Origin of the sequence: Mycobacterium sp. GA-1285 (genome assembly GCF_001499905.1) — a bacterium.
Lineage (GTDB): Bacteria > Actinomycetota > Actinomycetes > Mycobacteriales > Mycobacteriaceae > Mycobacterium.
The window spans coordinates 49,732-73,044 of sequence record NZ_LQIS01000054.1; the positions used below are offsets into that span (position 1 = coordinate 49,732).

At 67.3% G+C, this 23,313-nt stretch carries 27 protein-coding genes; 11 read left to right on the forward strand and 16 right to left on the reverse strand.

What is annotated here, in order from left to right; genetic code table 11:
* Positions 1 to 33 precede the first annotated feature (33 nt).
* The gene (purF, locus tag AU193_RS21055; RefSeq protein WP_064424330.1) at positions 34 to 1,557 is read left to right on the forward strand and encodes an amidophosphoribosyltransferase; all 1,524 of its coding nucleotides are present in this window, start codon (positions 34 to 36) and stop codon (positions 1,555 to 1,557) included.
* Positions 1,558 to 1,570: 13 nt separating this feature from the next.
* On the opposite strand, the gene AU193_RS21060 is transcribed toward purF, so the two are convergent.
* Positions 1,571 to 2,527 (reverse strand): NAD(P)H-binding protein, encoded by a 957-nt coding sequence (locus AU193_RS21060; RefSeq protein ID WP_064424331.1) that lies wholly within the window; start codon positions 2,525 to 2,527, stop codon positions 1,571 to 1,573.
* A gap of 25 nt (positions 2,528 to 2,552) precedes the next feature.
* A complete protein-coding gene (locus AU193_RS21065) occupies positions 2,553 to 2,996 on the reverse strand; it encodes a hypothetical protein (protein ID WP_064424332.1) in 444 nt (147 codons plus the stop codon).
* A 108-nt stretch (positions 2,997 to 3,104) separates the two neighbouring features.
* On the opposite strand from AU193_RS21065, the gene purM reads away from it, so the two are divergent.
* The gene (gene purM, locus AU193_RS21070) at positions 3,105 to 4,178 is read left to right on the forward strand and encodes a phosphoribosylformylglycinamidine cyclo-ligase (protein ID WP_064424333.1); all 1,074 of its coding nucleotides are present in this window, start codon (positions 3,105 to 3,107) and stop codon (positions 4,176 to 4,178) included.
* 2 nt (positions 4,179 to 4,180) lie between these two features.
* Here purM and AU193_RS21075 read toward each other — a convergent pair whose 3' ends face one another.
* Both AU193_RS21075 and AU193_RS21080 read right to left on the reverse strand, forming a co-directional pair.
* Positions 4,181 to 4,360 (reverse strand): DUF3073 domain-containing protein, encoded by a 180-nt coding sequence (locus AU193_RS21075; RefSeq protein ID WP_064395225.1) that lies wholly within the window; start codon positions 4,358 to 4,360, stop codon positions 4,181 to 4,183.
* 122 nt (positions 4,361 to 4,482) lie between these two features.
* Positions 4,483 to 5,562, reverse strand: coding sequence for a folate-binding protein YgfZ (locus AU193_RS21080; RefSeq protein WP_064424334.1), 1,080 nt, complete (start codon positions 5,560 to 5,562; stop codon positions 4,483 to 4,485).
* 52 nt (positions 5,563 to 5,614) lie between these two features.
* Here AU193_RS21080 and AU193_RS21085 point away from each other — a divergent pair, with 52 nt between their 5' ends.
* Positions 5,615 to 6,502 (forward strand): aminodeoxychorismate lyase, encoded by an 888-nt coding sequence (locus AU193_RS21085; protein WP_064424335.1) that lies wholly within the window; start codon positions 5,615 to 5,617, stop codon positions 6,500 to 6,502.
* A 275-nt stretch (positions 6,503 to 6,777) separates the two neighbouring features.
* On the opposite strand, the gene AU193_RS21090 is transcribed toward AU193_RS21085, so the two are convergent.
* From AU193_RS21090 to lmeA, 8 genes are all read right to left on the reverse strand, one after another.
* Positions 6,778 to 7,089: a hypothetical protein gene (locus AU193_RS21090; RefSeq protein ID WP_064424428.1), complete on the reverse strand. Its 312-nt coding sequence runs from the start codon at positions 7,087 to 7,089 to the stop codon at positions 6,778 to 6,780.
* A complete protein-coding gene (locus AU193_RS21095) occupies positions 7,089 to 7,718 on the reverse strand; it encodes an FABP family protein (protein ID WP_064424336.1) in 630 nt (209 codons plus the stop codon). Before AU193_RS21095 ends, AU193_RS21090 begins: the two co-directional genes overlap by 1 nt.
* A gap of 239 nt (positions 7,719 to 7,957) precedes the next feature.
* The gene (locus AU193_RS21100; protein WP_059098314.1) at positions 7,958 to 8,260 is read right to left on the reverse strand and encodes a DUF1416 domain-containing protein; all 303 of its coding nucleotides are present in this window, start codon (positions 8,258 to 8,260) and stop codon (positions 7,958 to 7,960) included.
* 1 nt (position 8,261) lies between these two features.
* Complete coding sequence (locus AU193_RS21105; RefSeq protein ID WP_064424337.1) at positions 8,262 to 9,095, reverse strand: sulfurtransferase; 834 nt, start codon at positions 9,093 to 9,095, stop codon at positions 8,262 to 8,264.
* A gap of 36 nt (positions 9,096 to 9,131) precedes the next feature.
* Positions 9,132 to 9,623, reverse strand: a complete 492-nt coding sequence (locus AU193_RS21110; RefSeq protein WP_064424338.1) for a DUF4395 domain-containing protein — start codon at positions 9,621 to 9,623, stop codon at positions 9,132 to 9,134.
* A 97-nt stretch (positions 9,624 to 9,720) separates the two neighbouring features.
* Positions 9,721 to 9,837: an Ms5788A family Cys-rich leader peptide gene (locus AU193_RS23885; protein WP_353612086.1), complete on the reverse strand. Its 117-nt coding sequence runs from the start codon at positions 9,835 to 9,837 to the stop codon at positions 9,721 to 9,723.
* 5 nt (positions 9,838 to 9,842) lie between these two features.
* Positions 9,843 to 10,265, reverse strand: a complete 423-nt coding sequence (locus AU193_RS21115; protein WP_064424339.1) for a thioredoxin family protein — start codon at positions 10,263 to 10,265, stop codon at positions 9,843 to 9,845.
* Positions 10,262 to 11,059 (reverse strand): mannan chain length control protein LmeA, encoded by a 798-nt coding sequence (gene lmeA / locus AU193_RS21120; RefSeq protein ID WP_064424429.1) that lies wholly within the window; start codon positions 11,057 to 11,059, stop codon positions 10,262 to 10,264. The genes AU193_RS21115 and lmeA overlap by 4 nt, the downstream gene beginning before the upstream one ends.
* A gap of 178 nt (positions 11,060 to 11,237) precedes the next feature.
* Here lmeA and AU193_RS21125 point away from each other — a divergent pair, with 178 nt between their 5' ends.
* The 6 genes from AU193_RS21125 (at position 11,238) to pstB (ending at position 16,949) form a co-directional block, all read left to right on the forward strand.
* On the forward strand, positions 11,238 to 12,017 hold the full coding sequence (locus AU193_RS21125; RefSeq protein ID WP_064424430.1) for a response regulator transcription factor: 780 nt from the start codon (positions 11,238 to 11,240) through the stop codon (positions 12,015 to 12,017).
* Positions 12,014 to 12,913 (forward strand): mycothiol synthase, encoded by a 900-nt coding sequence (gene mshD / locus AU193_RS21130; RefSeq protein ID WP_064424340.1) that lies wholly within the window; start codon positions 12,014 to 12,016, stop codon positions 12,911 to 12,913. The genes AU193_RS21125 and mshD overlap by 4 nt, the downstream gene beginning before the upstream one ends.
* A gap of 104 nt (positions 12,914 to 13,017) precedes the next feature.
* Positions 13,018 to 14,154 (forward strand): phosphate ABC transporter substrate-binding protein PstS, encoded by a 1,137-nt coding sequence (gene pstS / locus AU193_RS21135; protein WP_064424341.1) that lies wholly within the window; start codon positions 13,018 to 13,020, stop codon positions 14,152 to 14,154.
* Between the two features lie 48 nt (positions 14,155 to 14,202).
* The gene (gene pstC / locus AU193_RS21140) at positions 14,203 to 15,252 is read left to right on the forward strand and encodes a phosphate ABC transporter permease subunit PstC (protein WP_064424342.1); all 1,050 of its coding nucleotides are present in this window, start codon (positions 14,203 to 14,205) and stop codon (positions 15,250 to 15,252) included.
* Entirely contained in the window at positions 15,249 to 16,163 is a 915-nt protein-coding gene (gene pstA / locus AU193_RS21145; RefSeq protein ID WP_064424343.1) for a phosphate ABC transporter permease PstA, read from the forward strand. The genes pstC and pstA overlap by 4 nt, the downstream gene beginning before the upstream one ends.
* A 9-nt stretch (positions 16,164 to 16,172) precedes the next feature.
* Entirely contained in the window at positions 16,173 to 16,949 is a 777-nt protein-coding gene (gene pstB / locus AU193_RS21150; RefSeq protein WP_064424344.1) for a phosphate ABC transporter ATP-binding protein PstB, read from the forward strand.
* A 19-nt stretch (positions 16,950 to 16,968) separates the two neighbouring features.
* Here pstB and phoU read toward each other — a convergent pair whose 3' ends face one another.
* From phoU to AU193_RS21170, 4 genes are all read right to left on the reverse strand, one after another.
* Positions 16,969 to 17,637, reverse strand: a complete 669-nt coding sequence (gene phoU, locus AU193_RS21155) for a phosphate signaling complex protein PhoU (protein WP_064424345.1) — start codon at positions 17,635 to 17,637, stop codon at positions 16,969 to 16,971.
* Positions 17,638 to 17,731: 94 nt separating this feature from the next.
* Positions 17,732 to 19,759 (reverse strand): LCP family protein, encoded by a 2,028-nt coding sequence (locus AU193_RS21160; RefSeq protein ID WP_064424346.1) that lies wholly within the window; start codon positions 19,757 to 19,759, stop codon positions 17,732 to 17,734.
* A 184-nt stretch (positions 19,760 to 19,943) separates the two neighbouring features.
* Positions 19,944 to 21,104, reverse strand: coding sequence for a tRNA dihydrouridine synthase DusB (dusB, locus tag AU193_RS21165; protein ID WP_082683091.1), 1,161 nt, complete (start codon positions 21,102 to 21,104; stop codon positions 19,944 to 19,946).
* Positions 21,101 to 22,099 carry an acyl-ACP desaturase gene (locus AU193_RS21170; protein WP_064424347.1) on the reverse strand — a complete coding sequence of 333 codons (999 nt, stop codon included), beginning with the start codon at positions 22,097 to 22,099 and terminating at the stop codon, positions 21,101 to 21,103. The genes dusB and AU193_RS21170 overlap by 4 nt, the downstream gene beginning before the upstream one ends.
* 207 nt (positions 22,100 to 22,306) lie before the next feature.
* Between AU193_RS21170 and AU193_RS21175 the strand changes: the two genes are divergently transcribed.
* Together AU193_RS21175 and AU193_RS21180 are read left to right on the forward strand one after the other, a co-directional pair.
* On the forward strand, positions 22,307 to 22,762 hold the full coding sequence (locus AU193_RS21175; RefSeq protein ID WP_253868001.1) for a hypothetical protein: 456 nt from the start codon (positions 22,307 to 22,309) through the stop codon (positions 22,760 to 22,762).
* A 121-nt stretch (positions 22,763 to 22,883) separates the two neighbouring features.
* Positions 22,884 to 23,309 carry a hypothetical protein gene (locus AU193_RS21180; protein ID WP_253868003.1) on the forward strand — a complete coding sequence of 142 codons (426 nt, stop codon included), beginning with the start codon at positions 22,884 to 22,886 and terminating at the stop codon, positions 23,307 to 23,309.
* Positions 23,310 to 23,313 lie beyond the last annotated feature (4 nt).

The following is a 23,313-nucleotide window of genomic DNA, read 5'->3' on the forward strand; positions in this document are numbered from 1 at the left end:
GTCTACCCACACCGCCCTGGGAGCAGCCCTATCGTGACCGGCCCGCAGACCGACCCTGAACCCCGCGAAGAGTGCGGCGTATTCGGCGTATGGGCGCCGGGTGAAGAGGTCGCCAAGCTCACCTACTACGGCCTGTATGCCTTGCAGCACCGTGGTCAGGAGGCGGCCGGCATCGCCGTCGCCGACGGCTCACAGGTGTTGGTCTTCAAGGATCTGGGCCTGGTGAGCCAGGTGTTCGACGAGCAGACGCTGGCCGCGATGGAAGGGCACGTCGCGATCGGGCACTGCCGCTACTCCACCACCGGTTCGACGACGTGGGAGAACGCCCAGCCGGTGTTCCGCAACACGTCGGCCGGTACCGGTGTCGCGCTGGGCCACAACGGCAACCTCGTCAACGCGGCCGAGTTGGCCGCCCGTGCCCGCGAGGCCGGGTTGCTCGGCACCAGGGGCGCCCCGGCGGCGACCACCGACTCCGCCATCCTCGGCGCCTTGCTCGCCCACGGCGCGGCCGATTCGACGCTCGAGCAGGCCGCGCTGGAACTGCTGCCGACCGTGCGCGGCGCGTTCTGCCTGACGTGGATGGACGAGAACACCCTGTACGCGGCGCGCGATCCCTATGGGGTCCGACCGCTGGCGCTGGGGCGGTTGGACCGCGGCTGGGTGGTCGCGTCGGAGACCGCGGCGCTCGACATCGTCGGCGCCTCCTTCGTCCGTGACATCGAGCCGGGCGAGCTGCTGGCGATCGACGCGGACGGGGTGCGCTCCACCCGCTTCGCAAGCCCGGAGCCCAAGGGCTGCGTCTTCGAATACGTCTATCTCGCGCGGCCCGACAGCACGTTGGCCGGCCGATCGGTGCACGCCACGCGCGTCGACATCGGACGACGGCTGGCCAGGGAGATGCCGGTCGAGGCCGACCTCGTGATCGGCGTGCCCGAGTCGGGCACACCCGCCGCGGTGGGTTATGCGCAGGAGTCCGGAATCCCCTACGGCCAAGGCCTGATGAAGAACGCCTATGTCGGGCGCACGTTCATTCAACCGTCGCAGACCATCCGCCAACTCGGTATCAGGCTCAAGCTCAATCCGCTCAAAGAAGTGATCCGCGGTCGGCGCCTGATCGTCGTCGACGACTCGATCGTGCGTGGCAACACTCAGCGTGCCCTGGTCCGGATGCTGCGGGAGGCGGGAGCGGTCGAGGTGCACGTGCGCATCGCATCCCCGCCTGTGAAGTGGCCCTGCTTCTACGGCATCGACTTCGCCACCCCGGCGGAGCTCATCGCCAATGCCGTCGACGACGAGAACGAGATGCTCGAGGCGGTGCGCCACGCCATCGGCGCCGACACGCTGGGCTACATCTCCAAGCAGGGCATGATCGCGGCCACCGAGCAGCCCGCGTCGCGGTTGTGCAGTGCGTGTTTCGACGGCAAGTACCCGATCGAGCTGCCGGGCGAATCGGCGTTGGGCAAGAACGTGATCGAGCACATGCTTTCGACCGCCGCCAAGAGCGGTATCCCGCTGCAGTCCGGCAACGACAACGTCTCGGCGCTTCGCCGTCCCTGACTGCCGCCCGTAACTACCGCCCGACGTGCGCCCAGTGCGGATCGGTCGGTAACGGCCCCCGCTGCAGGGCCCCGGCCACCGCGTCGCGGTAACCGGTGAGGCCGCCGTCCGGGCGTGCGATCACGTCGTCGATGTCGTGGTCGGCCATCACCGCGTCGCACTCCAACGATTCGATCAGCGGTCGGGCCAGGCCGCCGGGAAGCGGGGTCACCAAACCGATCCACCAGCTCGCGATTGTCGGTGTGAGCCAAGGTATTACGATCATCACGCGGCGTCGCCGTCCGGACACCTCCGCGTACACCTGCATCGCCTCGCCGTACTCGAACACGTCGGGCCCGCCGATGTCCCACGTGCGCGAAGAGGGCACCGGAGCAGTGGCGGCCTCCGCCAGATAGTGCAACGCGTCGTCGACGGCGATGGGCTGGATCTTGTTGTGCACCCACTTCGGCGTTGTCATCACCGGCAGGCGGTTGGTCAGGTGGCGGATCATCTCGAAAGACGCCGAACCGGCGCCGATCACGATGCCGGCCTGCAGGACGACGGTTTCGATGCCCGACTCGATCAGGATGTCGCCGACGTCCGTCCGGGACTGCAGGTGCGGGGAGAGGTCGGTCCCCGTCGGGTGCAGTCCGCCCAGGTACACCAGTCGCTTGACGCCGGCATCGCGGGCGGCCGCCACGACGTTGCGGGCCGAGCGCGCCTCTTCTTCGACGAAATTCGGTGAGGTGCCCATCGAGTGCACCAGGTAGTAGACGACATCGATGCCCGCGAAACCGTTTCGCAGCGAGTCCGCGTCACCGAGGTCGCCGCGCGCCACCTCGACGCGGTCGCGCCACGGCACGCCGTCGAGTTTGTCGGGGTTGCGAGCCAGCGCACGCACCGCGTGGCCGCGGTCGAGCAACGCGGGCACCAACCGGCCACCGATGTATCCGGTCGCGCCCGTCACCAAGCAACGGATGTCGTCAGTCACCCCGCGGGAATCGCCGGTTTGGCCGTCAGGCAAACCCGCAACCGGGATCGGGTACGTCAACCGACAGCGGCGTGCCCGTCGGATTGATGTAGAGCACCCACATCACCAACGGCGTCGGACCCAGGTTGCGACCGATGTGCACGTTGCCTGGGCCGCTGGCCTCGGTGATGGGCGCGCCCGGCGGATAGACGCCGTCGGGCGCGCAGTTCGCCGCGGCGTCGTGGGTGAGCGTGCCCGCGCGGATCACCCCAAACACCCGTCCGTCGTGATAGTGCCACCCGGTGCTGCCGCCGGGCGCGACGGTGATCTCGCGGGTGACGTAGTCGATTCCGTCGACCGTCGCCTCCGAAAGCGTCCTGGCTTCCACGCCCGACGCCGGTGTCGCATACGCGTCGGCCGGCCCGAAAAACGCCAACGCGACCGCCGTCGACGCGCATACGGCAGAGGCGGACCAGCGAACTGTTGTCATGAGCGGTCAGACTGGCACACCGCCGGGCATTCCGTGACATAACCGCATGCGTGACAGCGGCCGAAGGCGGTTACCGCAGCGCGGCGAACACCGGTAGCCTTTACCGCGATGACCGAACGCGCCGAACCTGCCGGCATCTCCTACGCCTCGGCAGGGGTCGACATCGAAGCCGGTGACCGCGCCGTCGAACTCCTCAAACCGCTCGCCGAAAAGGCGACCAGACCTGAGGTGCGCGGCGGTATCGGCGGGTTCGCGGGACTGTTCGCGCTGCGCGGCGGCTACCGGGAACCGGTGCTGGCATCCTCCACCGATGGGGTCGGTACCAAGCTCGCGGTGGCCCAGGCGATGGACAAGCACGACACGGTCGGCATCGACCTGGTCGCGATGGTCGTTGACGACCTGGTGGTCTGCGGGGCCGAACCGCTGTTCCTACAGGACTACATCGCGGTCGGCCGCACGGTGCCCGAGCGGATCAGCGAACTGGTGGCGGGTATCGCGAACGGCTGCCTGCAGGCCGGTTGTGCGCTGCTCGGCGGTGAGACGGCCGAACATCCCGGCCTGATGGCGCCCGACCACTACGACATCTCGGCCACCGGCGTGGGCATCGCCGAAGCCGATGACGTGCTGGGCCCGGATCGGGTCAAACCCGGCGACGTGCTGATCGCGATGGCCTCGACCGGTTTGCACTCGAATGGTTATTCGCTGGCGCGCAAGGTGTTGTTGGAGATCGACCGGATGAACCTGGCCGGCCATGTCGAGGAGTTCGGCCGCACGCTCGGCGAGGAACTTCTCGAGCCGACCCGGATCTACGCCAAGGACTGCCTGGCGCTGGCGGCCGAGACCCAGGTTCGTACGTTCTGCCACGTCACCGGCGGCGGGTTGGCCGGCAACCTCGAACGCGTGATCCCGCACGGCCTGCTTGCCGAAATCGACCGCGGGACGTGGACTCCCGCACCCGTGTTCGCGATGGTCGGGCAACGCGGGCGGGTCGAGCGTGTCGAGATGGAGCGGACCTTCAACATGGGCGTCGGCATGGTCGCGATCGTCGCGCCCGAAGACACCGACCGTGCCCTGGCGATCCTGACCGCGCGCCACCTGAACTGCTGGACGCTGGGAACGGTCAAAAAGGGCGGTAAAGACGGCCCCCGAGCCGAACTCGTGGGTCGGCACCCGCGCTTCTAGGGTCAGCGGCGCCAGTCGTCCTCATCGACCCACTCGTCGGCCACCGGGTCGGTGCCGTTCAGGTCGTTTTCGGAAGCGCCCGACAGCTCTTGCTGAAGCCGCTTTAAGTCGGTCTGCGGTGAGCTGTATTTGAGCTCACGAGCAACCTTGGTCTGCTTTGCCTTCGCCCGGCCGCGGCCCATGGGGGGACCCCCTCGCGCAATAACGGAGCGGCCCAATTGGTAGGCGGCTCCGATCTGATCTGTCTTTTATCGTCCTGCCGACACTTTACCGTGCCCGGCCCCGCGGCGCTGGCAGGCCCTCGTCACGGTCGTGCCCCGCCTCGCAGCTGTTCGACCGCTCGCCGCCCGGCACCCGCGACGTCGGGTGGGGGCAGCGAGTCCGCGTCGATGACGGCGGGCACCCCGTCGACGGTCAACTCGGTGTCCGCGGGCAGGCCGCGCTTGAGCAGTGCCAGCGCCACCGGCCCCTCGTCGACGTGGTCGACGACCGTGCCGAGACGGCCTACGACCCGGCTGCCGGCCAGCACCTGGTCACCGGTGGCCGGTCGGTCGCTGGAACCGTCGAGGTGCAGAAGGACCAGCATTCGGGGCGGTTTCCCGAGGTTGTGCACCCGCGCTACCGTCTCCTGCCCGCGGTAGCAGCCCTTGTCCAGATGCACGGCGCGGCCGATCCAGCCGACCTCGTGCGGGATCGTCCGCTCGTCGGTGTCGACTCCCAATCGTGGCCGCAGGCCCGCCACGCGGTGCGCCTCGTAGGTCCACATCCCGGCCGGGCGGACCCCGGCATCGGTGAGCCGCCGCCACCGCGGTTGCACCTCGGACCGTGGGATGACGAGGTCCACTTCGAGTTCACCGTCCGCGAGACCGTCGAGACGACGCAGGAAGCCACCGTCGGCGAGCGCGACAGCCGTCCGTTCGGCCGGTAGCGAACCGACACCGAGCGCATCGAGCACCTCGCGGTCACCCAGCCGCGGCCCGAGCAGGGACAACACCGCAAGATCGGCAGCTTCCACCGCGACGTCGGACCAGAACACCATCTTGCGCAGGTAGCCCAGCAGCGGCTCGCGTCGCGACGGTTCGGTGTCGAGATAGGTGATGTCGCCGAGTTCTGTTTGCACCCAGTGATCTTCGACACGGCCCTGCCCGTCGAGGCTGAGATTCTCGGTGACGGCGCCGTCGGGTAACTCGCTGACGTGCTGCGTGGTGAGGTTGTGCAGCCACGTCTTGCGGTCGGCGCCCGTGATCGTGAGTACGGCCCGATGCGAGCGGTCCACGACGACGGCGCTTTCGGCCGCGGCACGCTGTTCGCCGAGCGGGTCGCCGTAATGCCATACGGCGCCGGCGTCGGGTCCGGTGTCGGGAGCAGGGACGGCAGCTGACATAGGTCAACTCTACGTTCGGGCGCGCGGCGCGCCGGGGCTACGCTGTGGGCCCATGGCTGGCGAACCCGGGGTTGTGGTGACGCTCGACGGGAGACTGCACGAACCGGCGGCGCCACTGCTGCATGCCGACGACCTGGCGGCGGTCCGCGGCGACGGCGTCTTCGAGACGCTGCTGATCCGCGACGGACGGCCGTGCCTGCTCGAAGCACACCTGTCCCGGCTCACGCAGTCGGCGCGGATGGTCGACCTCCCCGACCCCGACTTGCCGCGCTGGCGGTCGGCGGTGTCCGCAGCAGTGGCGCAATGGACCTCGCGAACCGGCGAGGAGGGCGTGCTGCGGTTGGTGTACAGCAGGGGGCGGGAAAGCGGTTCACCTCCGACGGCGTTCGCCACGATCGGATCGTTACCCGCGCGGGTAACCGAGGTGCGTCGTAACGGCCTTGCCGCGCTGACCCTGGCGCGCGGACTCTCGTCCGACGGCACGGGCGACATGCCGTGGCTGCTTGCCGGTGCGAAAACGCTGTCCTATGCGGTCAACATGGCTGCGCTGCGACATGCCGAACGGCACGGCGCGGGCGACGTGATCTTCGTGGGCACCGACGGGTTCATTCTCGAGGGGCCGCGATCGACTGTCGTGATCGCCGCCGAATCCGAGCCCGGTGCCGGCGATATCGCGTTCTTCACGCCACCGCCGTGGTTCCCGATTCTCCGCGGCACCACGCAGCAGGCGTTGTTCGAGGTCGCCCGCGACAAGGGATACGACTGCGACTACCGTTCGCTGCGGCCAGCGGATCTGCTTACGGCACAAGGCGTTTGGTTGGTGTCGAGCATCACGCTGGCGGCGCGGGTGCACACCCTCGACGGGACACCTCTCACGCCGAGCCCGCTGGCGGCCGAATTCGCCGAACTCGTCGACGCCGCGATCGTGCGCGATCGCTGAACGCTGAATCGCCCGAAATCCGGTTGTCGCCTCTTTCGTGCGCGGGTAGCGTCGCTCGTACACAGGAGAGGAGGTGGTCCGAGATTTTGAGTGACTTATGGACTTGTGAGGTGGCTGCGAGCTAGCAGCGCCAGGGGAATGAGCGCACAGCTCTTCGCGTCCTGCGCGCGCTGGCGAATTCCCCGCAGTCACCCGGCCCCCGAGCCCCTCGGTCTTGTCCGCCAGGAACACACGCTCGGGGGCCGACCCATATCTGGCCGCCGAATCGGTGCGGTTCAGCCGGCGGGTCCCGGTGCGAACGTGGCACACGCCTGCATGGCCTCGTTCCACGCGTCGGCGTCGACGCCTGGCGGTGGGCCCGCAGGTCCGGGCGCCGCGGGTACGCCGTGATCGGCCAGGCACTCCGCCAGCGAACCGTGACCGGCAGGGGCTTCGGAGGTGGTGGTCTGAGCCGGCGCCTCGGAGGACGTGGTGGTCTGGGTCGGGGTCTCGGAGGTGGTGGTCTGCGGCTCGGCCGGTGGTTCGGACCCGCAACCTGCGAGCGCTACGGCCGCGGCGAGGCCCCCGACGAACAAAGTCGCGCGCATCATCCGGCGAACCTCGACAGCCGGGCCGACAGGTGGGGGACCAGACCGCCGTCGGCGTCGACCCGCTCCTCGACGTAGGCCAGATCTCCGCCCTCGACGATGCCGTACAGCCGTTTGGCGCCACCGACCAGCATGCCGGACTTGCTGCGTGCCAACGCGTCGGTGGCCAGTTCCCACGACGACTGGGAGCGGGGGCGGCCGTAGAACAGCTCGATGTAGCCCGCGGAATGGGCCAGCAGCAATTCGATGGCCTGGGACTCGGAAGGATCTGTCGGATCGGCGATGAATCGCCAGAAACCGGACTCGCGCAGCGTGTGCGCCTCGTAGTCGCCGGATTCGCTGAGCCGCCACGAGCGCGCTTCCCAGATCAGGTAGTCGCCCCCGTCATGGGCGACCACGATCTGCTGGCCGAACCGGTAATCGCCGTCGGCGCCGCGACCCTCACCCTCACCACGCCAGACGCCGACGAGCGGCAGCAGCGCCAGTAGGGCGTCGTTGAGGTTCGCGCCCTCGCGGAGGTTCGCGGTGTCGGGGGGCGCTGGGAGATCGCCGAAGACCGGGATGTTGCGAGCGGCGGTCGTTTTCGCGCGTTCCGCCGCGGCCGCTAATGCGTCGTCTCCGGACGTCACGACTCGTCGGTGATCAGCCGGTACACCGTGTACAACGCGAACCAGGTGATCACCAGAGTCGCGGCAACGAGCAGGAGTTCGAAGAACAGCACCACGGGCACGAGTCTAGTCGGCCGCGCGGGGCCGAGCGCGTCGGCCCAGGCGCCGGATGAGGCGTCGGCCTTGCGCGCCGAAACTGAACTTGTGTGCGAAATGCTCGCGGTTCGTCGCACACAAGTTCAGGTTCGAGCCGAAACGCGTCAGGCGACCTTGACGTCGACCTCGTGGATACCGGCGCCGGACGGCGCGACGACGGCGTCGCCGTTACCGACCTTCGACAGTGCGCGCAGCGTCCAGGTGCCGGGCGCGGCGAAGAACCGGAAGTCGCCGGTGGCCGACGCGACCACCTCGGCGGTGAACTCGTCCGAGCTGTCGAGCAGGCGCACGAACGCGCCGCCGACGGCCTGACCGGATCCGTCCACGACGCGACCGGTGATCACCGTCTCCTTTTCCAAGTCGACGCTGGCGGGCAACGTCAGTCCTTGCTTAGGGGCAGAGCACATATCAACTTCCCAACTCGATCGGGGCACCCACCAGGGAGCCGTATTCCGTCCAACTGCCGTCGTAGTTCTTGACGTTCTTGTGTCCCAACAACTCCTGCAGCACGAACCAGGTGTGCGATGAGCGCTCACCGATGCGGCAGTACGCGATGGTCTCCTTCTCGCCGTCCAGCCCGGCCTCGGCGTACAACTTCTCCAGCGCCTCATCGGACTTGAAGGTGCCGTCGTCGTTGGCCGCCTTGCTCCACGGAACGTTGATGGCGCCAGGGATATGCCCGGGGCGCTGGCTCTGCTCCTGGGGCAGGTGCGCCGGAGCCAGGATCTTGCCGGAGAACTCGTCGGGGGAGCGCACGTCGACGAGGTTCTTGTTGTTGATCGCCGCGATCACCTCGTCGCGGAAGGCCCGGATGCTGTTGTCGGGCGCCTTGGCGGTGTAGCTGGTGGCGGGCCGCTTGACGACCTCGGTGGACAGTGGACGCCCGTCGAGCTCCCACTTCTTGCGGCCGCCGTCGAGCAGCTTGACGTCCTGGTGCCCGTACAGCTTGAAGTACCAGTAGGCGTACGCGGCGAACCAGTTGTTGTTGCCGCCGTACAGGACCACGGTGTCGTCGTTGGAGATGCCGCGTTCGCTGAGCAGCTTCGAAAACTGCTGCTGGTCAACGAAATCGCGGCGTACCGGATCTTGGAGGTCGGTCTTCCAGTCGATCTTGACGGCCCCCTCGATGTGGCCGTCGTCGTAGGCGCTGGTGTCTTCGTCGACCTCGACGAACACGATGTTCGGTGCGTTGAGATTGCTCTCGGCCCAGTCAGCCGTGACCAGGACGTCGGAGCGTGCCATAGAGGAAATCCTTTCGGTTGCTTCAGGTTTGAAGTTCTATGCGGGTGACGGTGCGCTTGTCTTCCTTCGAACGCGCGCGACGAGCGGGTAGATCCGGCAGCCGAGGCAGATGCCGAAGGCCGCATTGAGAAACGCCGCCACGAGCGCGAAAGCGGTGGCGATCAGACCGAGCAGCGGAAGGCCGCTCGCGAATCCGACGACGCCGGCCACCGCGAACGCGAGCCCGACCAACTGGGCGAACCTCAGCGGCGCCACCGGCTCCTTCTCGCCGACGGGTCCGAGTCGCGGCGCGACGAGCCGGGCGAAGATCTGGCCGTAGGGATGCGAACGCGGCCCGCGCCATGCTCCGATGGCGAACACCGTCGCTTGGGCGCACAGCACGACCGCCGAGACCGCCGGGCTCACGGGCCACAGCAGAAGGGCCGCCGCCAGCGCAGTGGCGGTGAGCCATGCGGCGAACCGCGGGCCCCGCACGTCCACCTGGTCGGGTGTCCGGGCTCGTGTACTCGACATATCTGTCGTTGGCATTCATGTGCTCCTGTTGCGGTCATCGGGTCGGGCTGGCTGAAACGGGAAGGACCGCAAGGGTCGCTCCCGAGCGCGGCGCGAAGAAGGGCGCGGCTACTCAGCAGCTGCAACAACAACAGCAAGAACCCGCGACGCGGCACAGGTCGACTGCGCGGCGCTTGGTGAGCATCGGCTCGAGGCGGGCGGACACGCCGGACAGCTTACCAATCGACATGGTGATCAAGCCAACAGCGGTTCCAGAGCCGAGCGCAGGTCAGCGGCCTTGGGAACGCCATGGGTCCGGTAGCGGGGCCGGCCGTCCCGGTCGAACAGGATGGTCGTGGGAAGCGAGAGCACCGAAAGTCGGCGCGCCGCCTGCGGGTTTGCGTCGATGTCGATCTCGACGTGCGCCACCGCGGGCAGCTCCGCGCAGACCTCGTCGACGATCCTGCGCACCGCGGCGCACGGTCCGCACCACTCGGCGGAGAAATGCACGACCGTCGGTCCGGTCGACGACAGCCCGAGGTCGCTGGTGTCGACGTTGGCGGCAGCTTCGCTCGCCTTGAGCAGTCCGGCTCGAAGCGTGAGCAGCCGCCCGATCACGTATGCGACACCGAGCGCCGCGATGAGCACGGTGATCGCCAACACCCAGGAAGAGCTCATGACAGATGGAACTCCGTTAGCGCGACGGATACTCCATCGGCGATGCCCTCGATGATGATGTCGGAGCCCCGCGCGCCCTGCGCCGTCGGCGCCAGTCCGAACGGCAGCTTTTGACCGGGCAGGCTCGCGGTGAACGCGGCCAGCACGGCGTCCCTCTTGTCGTCGGGCACCTCCTGGTCGGCGGTGCCGGGGCCGGTCAGCACGCCGATGGCCGTCATCACCAGCGTCGTCTGGTCCGGTCCGGCGACCTCGAGGTCCACTGCGATGCTCACCCTTTCGTGGAAGTCGGCCGCGGTGGGTGTTCCGGTGAACACCACGCCCTTGTTGCTGGAGATACCCGATTCGGTGGTGCCGCCCGTGGCGTCGTTGCTCTCTTGCGTCGGCGCCTCGACCAGAAGGTCCGGGATGCCCATGTACCGGCCCAGATGGGTCGAGTCGATGATGATGCGGCTCTCCGCCTTGGCGACCCGCATCGTCGCGTCGGGCTCGACGAGCCACGAATCGCCGGGCAGCTCGATCTCGTGCAGCGTCGTTTCCAGGGAGGCCCTGCCCACCTCCCGATTGTCGACGCCGTTGGCCCTGATCTCGACCTCGTCGAAGTGGCGGTCCATCGCCTGGGTGGCGAACGGGAACCCGAGGATCGCCACCGACGGGTCGTGTTGCAGGTCAGCGGCGGTGCGCACGCTTCTGGCCAGCCGATATTCGGCGTAGATGGCCGCGCCGAAATCGGCCCCGACGGCGCAGAGCGCGACCGCCAGCACCGTCACCAGGACCCCGAGTAGCAGCTTGCGCACCCGCACATTCTGGCCCACGACAGGCCCATCGTTCCGTTCGACGCAGCTGAGAAGCGGGTTGCGCGCTATCGTTAGAAAACCATCGCCCCGGTAACGGGCGCATGTCGAGCATGAATCTGGGAAGTCACCGACCGACAAAGATGTCCAGGCGAGGTCCCCGTGGCTGTTGGAGGGCCAGTTGGATCTACTGCTACTGACAGTCGACCCACACCCCGAGTCTGTGCTGCCGTCGCTGTCGCTACTCGCTCATACGGTGCGGACCGCGCCGACCGAGGTCTCGTCCCTCTTGGAGGCGGGCAGCGCCGACGTCGCGATCGTCGACGCACGTACCGACCTTGCCGCGGCTCGCGGATTGTGCCGGCTGCTGGGCACCACCGGCACCTCGGTGCCTGTGGTGGCCGTCGTCAACGAAGGCGGCCTGGTGGCCGTCAACGTCGAGTGGGGCCTCGACGAGATCCTGCTGCCCGGCACCGGGCCCGCGGAGATCGACGCGCGGCTGCGACTGCTCGTCGGCCGCCGCGGCGGGGTGGGCAACCAGGAGAACGTCGGCAAGATCAGCCTCGGCGAACTGGTGATCGACGAGGGCACCTACACCGCCCGCCTCCGCGGTCGCCCGCTCGACCTGACCTATAAGGAATTCGAGCTGCTCAAGTACCTGGCCCAGCACGCAGGTCGGGTGTTCACCCGCGCGCAGCTCCTTCAGGAGGTCTGGGGTTACGACTTCTTCGGGGGCACCCGCACGGTGGACGTGCATGTGCGACGGCTGCGCGCCAAGCTCGGTCCCGAATACGAATCGCTGATCGGCACGGTGCGCAACGTCGGATACAAAGCGGTCCGCCCGGCGCGCGGCCGTGCACCCGCGTCTGACGCCGCGGTGCCCGACGATTTCGACAGCGTGGACTACGAGGCGCCGGACAGTGTCGCGGAAGCACTTGCCGACCCGCTGCGAAGCCCGTGACGGAACTGCTGTGGCGCACCGGACTATCCGGCGACGAGCAACGTCGCATCCATGAACTGATCGAGGCCGCTACAGCGGCGGACGGCGTCGCCCCGGTCGGCGAGCAGGTGCTGCGGGAACTGCCGCACGACCGCACCCGCCACCTGGTGGCTCGCGTCGACGAGGACATCGTCGGCTATCTGAACCTCGCCGGAGGCGGCGAATCCGCGATGGCGGAGGCGGTCGTGCATCCGCGATTCAGGCGTCGCGGGGTCGGCGCGGCGCTGGTGCGTGTGGGCCTCGCCGAGGGCGGAGACGGTGCCCGGGTGTGGGCGCACGGCAACCTGGAGGCGGCGCGCGCGACCGCGGCCTCGCTCGGGCTGACCGTGGTCCGCGAACTCCTCCAGATGCGGCGTCCGCTGACCGGCCTGCCGCCGACGCCGACGCCCGACGGTGTCCGCATCACCACCTATTCCGGTCCGGCAGACGATGCCGCGCTGCTGCGCGTCAACAACGCGGCCTTCGTCTGGCATCCCGAGCAGGGTGGATGGACCGAGGACGACATCGCCGAGCGTCGCGGCGAATCGTGGTTCGACCCGGACGGGTTGTTCCTGGCCGTCGACGAGGACACCGGGGATGTGCTCGGATTCCACTGGACGAAAATCCACGGCGCCGATCTGGGCGAGGTCTATGTCGTCGGCGTCGACCCGGCGGCCCAGGGTCGTGGTCTGGGTGGCGTGCTGACGCTGACCGGGCTGCATCACCTCGCCGAGCGACTGTCGGCGAGCCCGAATCCCGTCGTGATGCTGTACGTGGAGGGCGATAACTCGGCGGCGGTGAGCACCTACCGGAAGCTGGGGTTCGAGGTGTTCGCCGTCGACACTGCGTACGCGCGCGGTCCCGGCCCCGACCTGTGAGGTCGCCGACCTGTTCACCGTCCGTTCACCGTCCATGTGCGGTCCGTCCACCACGGCCGCATACGTTGCCGGAGAGTGCGAAGTCGGCGACGAAAGTGGGATAAGTGAAGCGCATCAGCATCGGTAAGACCCTGGGTACGACCGCCTCCGCAGCGGCTGTGCTCGCCCTGACGCTGGCCGGGTGCGGCAGCGACAACAACACCGGCACGGGAACCGACGGCACCGGCACTGGTTCGTCGGCCAGCGGCGAGAACTGTGACGGCAAGGCGACCATCAACGCCGAGGGCTCTACCGCGCAGCAGAACGCTATCGGGCTGTTCAATCAGGTGTGGGGTCAGAAGTGTCAGGGCAAGAACCTGTCCTACAACCCGACCGGATCGGGCGCGGGCCGCCAGCAGTTCATCGCCGGCAACGTCGACTTCGCCGGGTCGGACTCCCCGCTGTCCGAGGAGCAGGTCCCGCAGGCCGCCCAGCGCTGCGGTGGCAATCCCGCCTGGCACCTTCCGTTGGTGTTCGGTCCCGTCGCGATGGCCTACAACCTGGAGGGTGTCGACGGCCTCGTGCTCAACGCCGACGTGCTGGCGCGCATCTTCCAGGGCCAGGTCGCCAAGTGGAACGATCCGGCCATCGCGGCGCTGAACGCGGGCAAGAACCTGCCGGATCAGAACATCACGCCGGTCTACCGATCGGACTCCTCGGGCACCACCGACAACTTCCAGAAGTATCTGGCTGCCGCGGCGCCGCAGACCTGGACCAAGGGCGACGGCTCCGAGTTTCAGGGCGGCGCGGGCGAGGGTGCGCAGAAGTCCGCCGGTGTCGCCCAGGCGGTGCAGGCCACGTCGGGCGCCATCGGCTACGTCGAGAAGGGCTTCGCCGACCAGGCCGGCATCGCGTACGCGCAGATCGACAACGGTAGCGGTGCAGTCGCGCTGACCGACGAGTCGGCGGGCAAGGCGATCGACGCGGCTCAGTTCGCGAGCGAGGGCCAGGATCTGGTGCTCGACCTGCAATCGCTGTACGCGAGCAAGGAGCAGGGCGCGTACCCGCTCGTGCTGGCCACCTACGAGATCGTGTGCTCCAACGGTTACGACAAGCCGACGGCCGATGCGGTCAAGTCGTTCCTGCACCACGCGGCCAACGATGGTCAGCAGGGGCTTTCGGCCGCCGGATACGTCCCGCTGCCGGACCGATTCAAGCAGCGGCTGCTGGGCTCGATCGACGCCATCTCGTCGCCTGCCTAGTTCTGCTGGCGAAACGGGATCGCTGCGGCGAGGATGGACGCGTAACCGATGACCGACAGGGTCCAAGTGACAGAACCGAATCCAGCGGAGGCCGGGTCGGGCGCGGCGATGGCCGTGCCCCGCCCGGAGCCGGAACCCATGTCGACAGACCCGGGCCGGAGCTCGAAGGTCCGACCCGGGGACCGCATTTTCCGCTGGTTGTCGGAAGGTTCGGGCATCTTCATCGTTGCCCTGATCGCGGCCATCGGCTTCTTTCTGGTGTGGCGGGCAATCCCGGCATTGGCGCGCAACGAGGCGAACTTCTTCCTCTACGGCGGCACCTGGGTCACCACCGACACCTCGGCGATGCGGTTCGGCATCCTCGACCTTCTGCAGGTAACGGTGTTCGTCTCGGTGTTCGCCCTGATCCTGGCGATGCCCGTGGCGTTGGGGATCGCGATCTTCTTGACGCAGTACGCGCCGCGCCGGGTCGCCGGACCGCTGGCGTACATGGTCGACCTGCTGGCCGCGGTGCCGTCGATCATCTACGGCGTCTGGGGGCTGTACGTGCTCGCTCCCGTGCTCAAGCCGTTCGCGGTGTGGCTCAACGAGAACCTCTCCTGGCTGTTTCTGTTCCAGAGCGGCAACGCATCGGTGGCCGGTGGTGGCACCATCTTCACCGCGGGGATCGTGCTCGCGGTGATGATCCTGCCCATCATCACCGCGGTGACTCGTGAGGTCTTCGTGCAGACGCCGAAGGGCCACATCGAAGCGGCACTCGCGCTGGGCGCCACCCGCTGGGAGGTGGTGCGCACCACCGTCTTGCCGTTCGGCATGTCGGGCTATATCAGCGGTGCGATGCTCGGCCTGGGCCGTGCGCTCGGTGAGACGGTCGCCCTGCTGATCATCCTGCGCGGCACACAAGCGGCGTTCGGCTGGTCGCTGTTCGACGCCGGCTACACCTTCGCGAGCCTCATCGCCTCTGCCGCTTCGGAATTCAACGACCAATACAAGGCCGGCGCCTATATCGCCGCGGGCCTGGTGCTGTTCATCCTGACGTTCGTGGTGAACTCGCTGGCGCGCGCCGCGGTCGCTGGAAAGGACAGGTCCGCATCATGACCGCAACGCTGGACCAACCGGTGAAGGCGCCGACCTTCCACAGCGTGAGCATGAGGCGGAAGTTGACCGACAAGTTCGCCACGGTCCTGGTGACCCTCTCGGTCCTCGTCGCGGTCGTCCCGCTGGTGTGGGTGCTGGTCACGGTGGTGGTCAAGGGCTTCGGCGTGGTGACCTCCCAGACGTGGTGGTTCAACTCGCAGTCCGGGATGACCGCCTTCACCGCGGGCGGCGGCGCCTACCACGCGATCGTCGGCACGCTGTTGCAGGGCCTGGTGTGTGCGTTGATCTCGATTCCGATCGGTGTCTTCGTCGGGATCTACCTCGTCGAGTACGGCGGCGGAACCAGGATGGGAAAGGTGACCACCTTCATGGTCGACATTCTCACCGGCGTCCCCTCGATCGTCGCCGCACTGTTCATCTATGCGCTGTGGGTCGCCACGCTGGGCTTCGAGCGGTCGGGCTTCGCGGTGTCGCTGGCGTTGGTGCTGTTGATGATTCCCGTCATCGTGCGCTCGACCGAGGAGATGCTGCGGATCGTTCCGATGGATCTTCGCGAGGCCAGTTACGCACTCGGCGTTCCGAAGTGGCGAACCATCGTGTCCATCGTGATCCCGACCGCCCTGTCGGGCATCGTCACGGGCATCCTGCTGGCATTGGCCCGCGTGATGGGTGAGACGGCTCCGCTGCTGATCCTCGTCGGATACGCCCAGGCGATCAACTTCGACATGTTCAGCGGGTTCATGGGCTCACTGCCCGGCATGATGTACGACCAGGTGTCGGCTGGCGCGGGCGCCAATCCTGTTCCGACCGACCGGCTTTGGGGCGCGGCGTTCACGCTCATCGTGCTGATCGCGGTGCTCAACGTCGGCGCCCGCTTCGTCGCCAAATTCTTTTCGCCCAAGAAGGTTTAGGAGTCTTCCATGGCCAAGCGCTTCGACCTCAAAGACGTCAACATCTACTACGGCACCTTCCACGCAGTCGCCGATGTGTCCCTGTCGGTGCCGCCGCGCAGCGTCACGGCGTTCATCGGTCCCTCTGGCTGCGGTAAATCGACGGTGCTGCGCACGCTGAACCGCATGCACGAAGTGATCCCCGGCGCTTACGTCACAGGCTCGGTGCTGCTCGACGGTGAAGACATCTACGGTGCGGGAGTGGATCCGGTCGGCGTACGCAAGACGATCGGCATGGTGTTCCAACGGCCGAATCCGTTCCCCACCATGTCAATCCGTGACAACGTCGTCGCCGGGCTCAAGTTGCAGGGTGTGCGGAACAAGAAGGCGCTCGACGAGGTGGCCGAGCGGTCGTTGCGGGGCGCCAACCTCTGGACCGAGGTCAAGGACCGGCTCGACAAGCCCGGCGGCGGGCTTTCGGGCGGTCAGCAGCAGCGGCTGTGCATCGCCCGTGCGATCGCCGTGGAACCCGACGTGCTGCTGATGGATGAGCCGTGCTCGGCACTCGATCCCATCTCGACGCTGGCGATCGAGGATCTGATCGCCGACCTCAAGCAGGAGTTCACGATCGTCATCGTCACGCACAACATGCAACAGGCCGCGCGGGTCAGTGATCAGACGGCGTTCTTCAACCTGGAAGCCACAGGAAAGCCCGGGCGCCTCATCGAGATCGACGACACCGAGAAGATCTTCTCCAACCCGACGCAGAAGGCAACCGAGGACTACATCTCTGGCCGCTTCGGCTGATCCGCCATGACCACCCGCGTCAGCGTGGCGCGGGGATCTCCTCTTCGGTGGGATGCTTGCCGGTGACCTGGAAGATCACCCGCCGGGCGACCTCGACGGCATGGTCGGCGAACCGCTCGTAGAAGCGGCCCAGCAGGGTCACGTCCACCGCGGCGGCCACGCCGTGCTTCCACTCCCGGTCCATCAAGACCGTGAACAGATGCCGGTGCAGGTCGTCCATCGCGTCGTCTTCTTCGCCGATGCGGGCCGCCTTCTCCGGATCGCGGGTCACCAGCACCTCTTGCGCGCTGTTGCCCAATTCAACTGCGAGACGGCCCATCTCGGCGAAGTAGCCGTTCACCTCCTCGGGTAGCGCGTGCTGGGGATGGCGGCGCCGTGCGATTTTGGCGACATGGAGCGCGAGCGCACCCATGCGGTCCACGTCGGCGACGATCTGGATCGAGCTCACGATTGCGCGAAGGTCACCGGCCACCGGTGCCTGCAGCGCGAGCAGTACGAACGCCGCCTCCTCGGCCCGTGCGCTCATCGCGGCGATCTGCTCGTGGTCGGTGATGACCTGTTCGGCCAGCACGAGATCGGCTTGCAGCAGGGCTTGGGTTGCGCGCTCCATCGCCGCCCCGGCCAACCCGCACATCTCGCCGAGTTGGGTGGTCAGGGCTTCCAACTGCTCGTGATACGCAGTACGCATGTCTCCACCCTACGGGCATCACCGGCGAAACGGCATGAAGCGAGCCGTGAACGGAAGGTGAACCCCACCTGCTGAAACGCTGTGACCGGCGCGGTTACTCGCAGCTGGTGTCGGCCGCGTTCGTGACCGCGAGGTCCTCGGGGAGTTGCGTCGGGGTGCTGTTGGATCCGCGCACGACGTGCACCTGAACCGGAGACCCGCTCGGTGACGGTGGGTTCACGGTGTGGAAGTCGCTACCCAGCACCACCCGCACCGTGTCACCCATCCCCGAAGTTCGCTCGACCTTGGCATTGGCGAAGGAGGACGCCACCGTCGCCGCCGCCTCTTCGTTGCCGGGCGAGAAGAACACCGTCGTCTCGTCCAGCGGACCCGGGTAATCGTCGGGGGAGGTGACGTTGAAACCGTGTGTCTGCAGTTCGCCGGCCGCGGTAGCCGCGAGACCGTTCTGCCCGGTGGAGTTGGATACCTGGACCGTGATGTCCGCCGGATCGGTGGTGATCGCGTCCACCAGCTCACCCGACGGTGCGGAGTCGTGGGTCGGCGGGGCCGACTCCGGCTGGGCGCTGGTCGACGACTCGGGCGTGCCGGGCACCGGGGTGTTGTCGGCGTTCTTCTCCTCAGGCAGCGGATCGTCGTTGATGATCGCGTCGAAGATCGCGCGGGTGTCCTCATCGCGCAGATGCTCGTTGCCGTACTCGTCCATGTAACCGGTCGTCGGGACGGTCAGGAACGTGATCCGGCCCGCCGCGATGCCCTGGATCGACTGGCCAAGCGTGACGAGGTCTTTGGTGTCCATGTTGTCGACGTAGCTGTCGTTGATGAACATGTTGACCACGTTGTTGAGCTTCGACAGCGAGAAGAAGACCTCTTTGGAGATCATCGAGCGCATCAGCGACGACAGAAACAGTTGCTGACGTTTGATCCGCCCGTAATCGCCGTTGGTCTCGGTGGTGACCTGGCGGGCCCGCACGTACTGAAGTGCCGTGTGCCCGTCGACGAGCTGCCGGCCCGCGTGGGGGAGCACCGTTCCGAGTTCGTAGTCCTCGAGCGGTGTGGTGCTACACACCTCGACTCCGCCGAGAGCATCCACCATCTTGGAAAAACCCGCGAAATCCACTGCCATGAAACGGCTTATCGACAGGCCGGACATTTTCTGGATGACCTTGACCAGACACTTGGGGCCTCCGACGGCGTACGCCGAGTTCAGCTTGTACTCGGTGTAGACCTCCTCGGCCCCGTACATCGGCGACTCGGGGTCGGTGATCGGACCGTAGCTGCCGGTCTGGGGATTCCACGGCTCGCACTTCATCGGCTCGATCGCCAGATCCCGCGGGAACGACACTGCCACAACACGTTCCCGGTTCGCTGGGATGTTCACCAGCATCACGGTGTCCGAGCGCGCACCCGCGGCGTCCTCGGTGGTCCCCGCGCCCATGCCACTGTTCTCGCCGATCCGGCTGTCGACGCCGACGATCAGGAAGTTCTCGTCACCGAATTGCGCGTTGGGGTCGAGGATGTCGCGGGAGTCGGGATCCAGCGCGGAGATCCTGTTCAGCATGTTGTTCTTCGCCGACTGCCACTGCCAGGCCCCACCGGTCAGCGTGAGTGCGAACACGGCGATCAGCGCGGCAAGCGCGCGCCCGGCGATGAGCGACCGGCGCCGACGGCGGCGGGGCTTCGACGGCTTGCGTGCGGTGGCAGTGTGCGCGGCGGGGACCCGGCTGGGCCTGCGAATCAGCGCCAGGTTGGGCAGTTCGGCATCGGCGCGGACGACCGGCAGGATCTCGGTGTCGCAGTCGTTGTCCTCGCTGTCGGTGGGCTGCGCCGGTGGCGTTGGCGGCTCGGGAGGCTCCGGTACGCGGCGACGTCGGCGGCGCAGTTCCGGCGGCACCGCGTCGTCACCAGACAGTTTGGCGATGAGGTCGGCGACGGTCACGCCGTCGGTGTGGTTACCGGTGGACTCGGTCTCGGCAGCTTCGGCCGACGGGTCCTGCCGACGCGGAATGTTCGCCCGCTCCCAAGGCGCGGCGCCCGGCGCCGGCCGTTGACTCCGGGTCAGCCAGCGGTTGTCCCCATCGGTGGGGTCGGGAGGGCCAGGAGTGGCGTTATCGCCGTCACTCATGTCCTACCGCCTCCGACTCTCGACACGTGGCGAACAGGGTGCTGCGCGCCATTGCCACAGCACCTGGGTGACTCCGCGACGGGAGCGCATTGCGAACGAGACTCATATCGTACTGAGACATCCTGAGAGATGTGATGTCAGAGTCGTCTCAGGACGGAGACGACTGGGAGACGCCGGCAGACGGCTAACCCCCGGAGTGCATGACTTCGGCACCGGCGGGCACCGTGCAGTCGTCGGGATCGGCCAACCAGCCCTCCGGAAGGGCGACCGCGGCAGCGGAGCCTTGACGCCCGCGTGGACCGGTCGCGGCCTCAGGGAAGGGCACGTCGGGATCGAGTCTGCCGAGCAGTTCCTCGAGCTCGGCAAGGGATTTGACCAGCGCCAACGCCCGTCGCAGGTCGGCGCCGGCGGGGAATCCGTGCAGGTACCAGGCGACATGCTTGCGGATGTCGCGCATGCCCTTGTCCTCGCCGAAATGGGCCGCCAGCAGTTCGCCGTGGCGCAGGATGATCGACGCCACCTCGCCGAGTGTGGGCGGTGTGGGCGCGGGACGCCCGGTGAACGCCGCCGACAGTTCAGCGAACAACCAAGGCCTGCCGAGACAGCCCCGGCCGATCACCACGCCGTCGCATCCGGTGGCTGACATCATCGCCAGCGCGTCGGCAGCTTCGAAGATGTCGCCGTTACCCAGCACGGGAACGCCCGTGACGTGGTCTTTGAGCGCCGCGATCTGGTCCCAATCGGCCGTGCCGGAGTAACGCTGAGCCGCCGTCCTGGCGTGCAGGGCGACCGCTGCGGCGCCCTCCTCGGCGGCGATCCTGCCGGCGTCCAGATGGGTACGGTGCGCATCGTCGATCCCGATCCGGAACTTCACCGTCACGGGGACGTCGGTGCCTTCGGTCGCGCGCACCGCCGCGGCGACGATCTGTCCGAACAACCTGCGCTTGTACGGCAGGGCTGCACCTCCACCGCGCCGTGTGACCTTGGGTACCGGGCAGCCGAAGTTCATGTCGATGTGGTCGGCCAGCCCTTCGTCGACGATCGTCTTCGCTGCGGCGTAGGTGTTCTGAGGGTCGACCGAGTACAGCTGCAGCGAGCGCGGGGTCTCATCGGGAGCGAACGTCACCATGTGCATAGTCCCCGGATGCCGCTCGACGAGGGCTCGCGCGGTGACCATCTCGCATACGTACAGGCCGCTGACCGTGCCCGCTCTGGCCAGCTCGAGTTCGCGGCACAGCGTGCGGAAGGCGACGTTGGTCACACCGGCCATCGGTGCCAGTACGACCGGGCTGCGGAGCCGTATCGGGCCGATCAGCAGTTCTGGCTTGTCGACCAGGACCGTCATGATGACGAGGAGGCCAAAACCTTCTTCGCGGAGAGCTTCTCGGCCTTGCGCGCTTCGCGCTCGAGGCGACGCTGCTTGGATTCCTCGAACTTCTGCGAGGCCTCCTCGAGCTCCTCGACGAGAACCCCGAGGTCGTCACGCATGCGCGCGGCCTCGCCGGTGAAGTCTTCGCGTTCGAAGATCCGCCATTTCTTGAGCACTGGCATCACCACGTCGTCGAGGTGGATGCGCGGGTCGTAGACGCCGCCGACGGCGATGATCACGGCCTTACGGCGGAACTCCGGGACCGTGTAACCGGGCATCTTGAAGTTGCGCAGCACGCGGTGCAGCGAGTGCATGGCCTGGTCGGGCGCGATCTCGAAGCCCGCTTCGCTGACGTCGCGATAGAAGATCATGTGCAGGTTCTCATCGGCGGAGACCCGCGCGAGCAGTTGGTCGGCGACGGTCTCGTTGCACGCCTTGCCGGTGTTGCGGTGTGAGACGCGGGTCGCCAGCTCCTGGAACGTCACATAGATGACCGAGTCGAAGAGGCTCTCCGCGAAAAGGTCGCCCTGCTGGTTCTGGCCCGGCGAGAAACCACGCGTGACCTGCTCGACGCGCAGCTGTTCCAATTGCACGGGGTCGACCGCGCGGGTGACGACGAGGTAGTCGCGCAGCGCGATGCCGTGCCGGTTCTCCTCGGCCGTCCACCGGTTGACCCACTGGCCCCAGGCACCGTCCATGCTCATGTTCATCGCGATCTCGCGGTGATACGACGGTAGGTTGTCCTCGGTCAGCAGGTTCTGGATCATTGCCACCTGCGCCACTTCCGACAGTTGCGACTGGTCTGGATCCCAATCCTGGCCGCCCAGGGCGTAGTAGTTCTTGCCGTCCGACCACGGGATGTAGTCGTGCGGATTCCAGTCCTTGCGCATCGCCAGGTGCCGGTTGAGGTACTTCTCAACGACGGGCTCGAGCTCATGCAGCAGATGTAGGTCAGTCAAGTTCTCGTGCATTGATCCTTACTCCTTCTCGCGTGCGAGAGCCCCACCCAAGTTATCTGTACCTATTGGTTGCACTCAATATATCTGTGTCCTCCAGTGACATTCAAGTTCCGGCGCGGGTGTCACAACCGCCCCAGGAGGCGCATCCGTCGTTGTAGTATCCCGTCGGGCAAACGCGTACGCCCGGAATTCGGCCACTGGAGACTCGGAGGACGGGCGTTGCTCAACTTGCGGCATCTGTTGGCAGCGGCCGTCGCCGCGGCAGCGGCGGGTACGGCGCTCGCGTCAGCGGGACAGGCCGCCGCGGTTCCCGACGTCGTCGACCGTCCCTTTGAAGACGCCCAGAAGATCATCCAGCAGTACGGCGGCAAAGCCGTGGTCGCGACGCGGGTCGGAAGCGGCGCCGACGAAGGCAGCTGTCTGGTGACGAACGCGTGGGATGCGGCGGTCCGCCGCCCGAACTCGCGGGGACGTCCGGTCGCCAACAGCGACGTCATGGTGGCGCTGAACTGCAACGCGGCCGTTGCGGCGCCCGGAGCGCCCGGCAACTCGGCGATGAGCCCCGTCGGCCGCGACGCCAAAGCTGACCAGCAACGCCGGGAGGCCAAAGCCGCGCGCGAAGCGGCCATGCTCGAAGAGCGGGAGTTGGCCGCCCCGGTGACGCCGGACAACTGATTTCTCGCAGGTCCCACCTCCACGACCGGCGATTCGCTCCGGTAGCGGTGTATACCGAACCGCAATAGACTGCCGACAGCGTTCACGCGGCGGCATCGCCCGAACACGGAGGTTGGGGTACGTGAAGAAGATCTTGTCTGTCGGCTTGATGTCGGCGATGGGCGTTGCGGCGGCGTCGGTTGTCCTGCTCGGCTCGGGCACCGCCTCGGCCGCTCCCAGCGTCGTGGGCATGAAGTACTCCGACGCTCAGGAAGAGATCGAGAACGCCGGCGGGACCGCGGTGGTCGCCTCTCGGGTCGGTGACAAGCTCGACCTCGGCGATTGCATCGTCACCAACATCTGGGACTCGTCCTTCCTGCGTATCAGCGAGGCCGACGAGAGCGAGATGTCTGTTGCGTTGAACTGCGCCGGCGAATACGCGACCGCCACGAATCCCGGTGCGTCTGTTGCCAATCCGCTCGGACGGGCGGCCAAGTCCAAGGCCGAAGAGGAAGCAGCGAGCGAGGAACAGCGCGAACTGGAAGCGCCCGTGACACCGGACGAATAGGCCC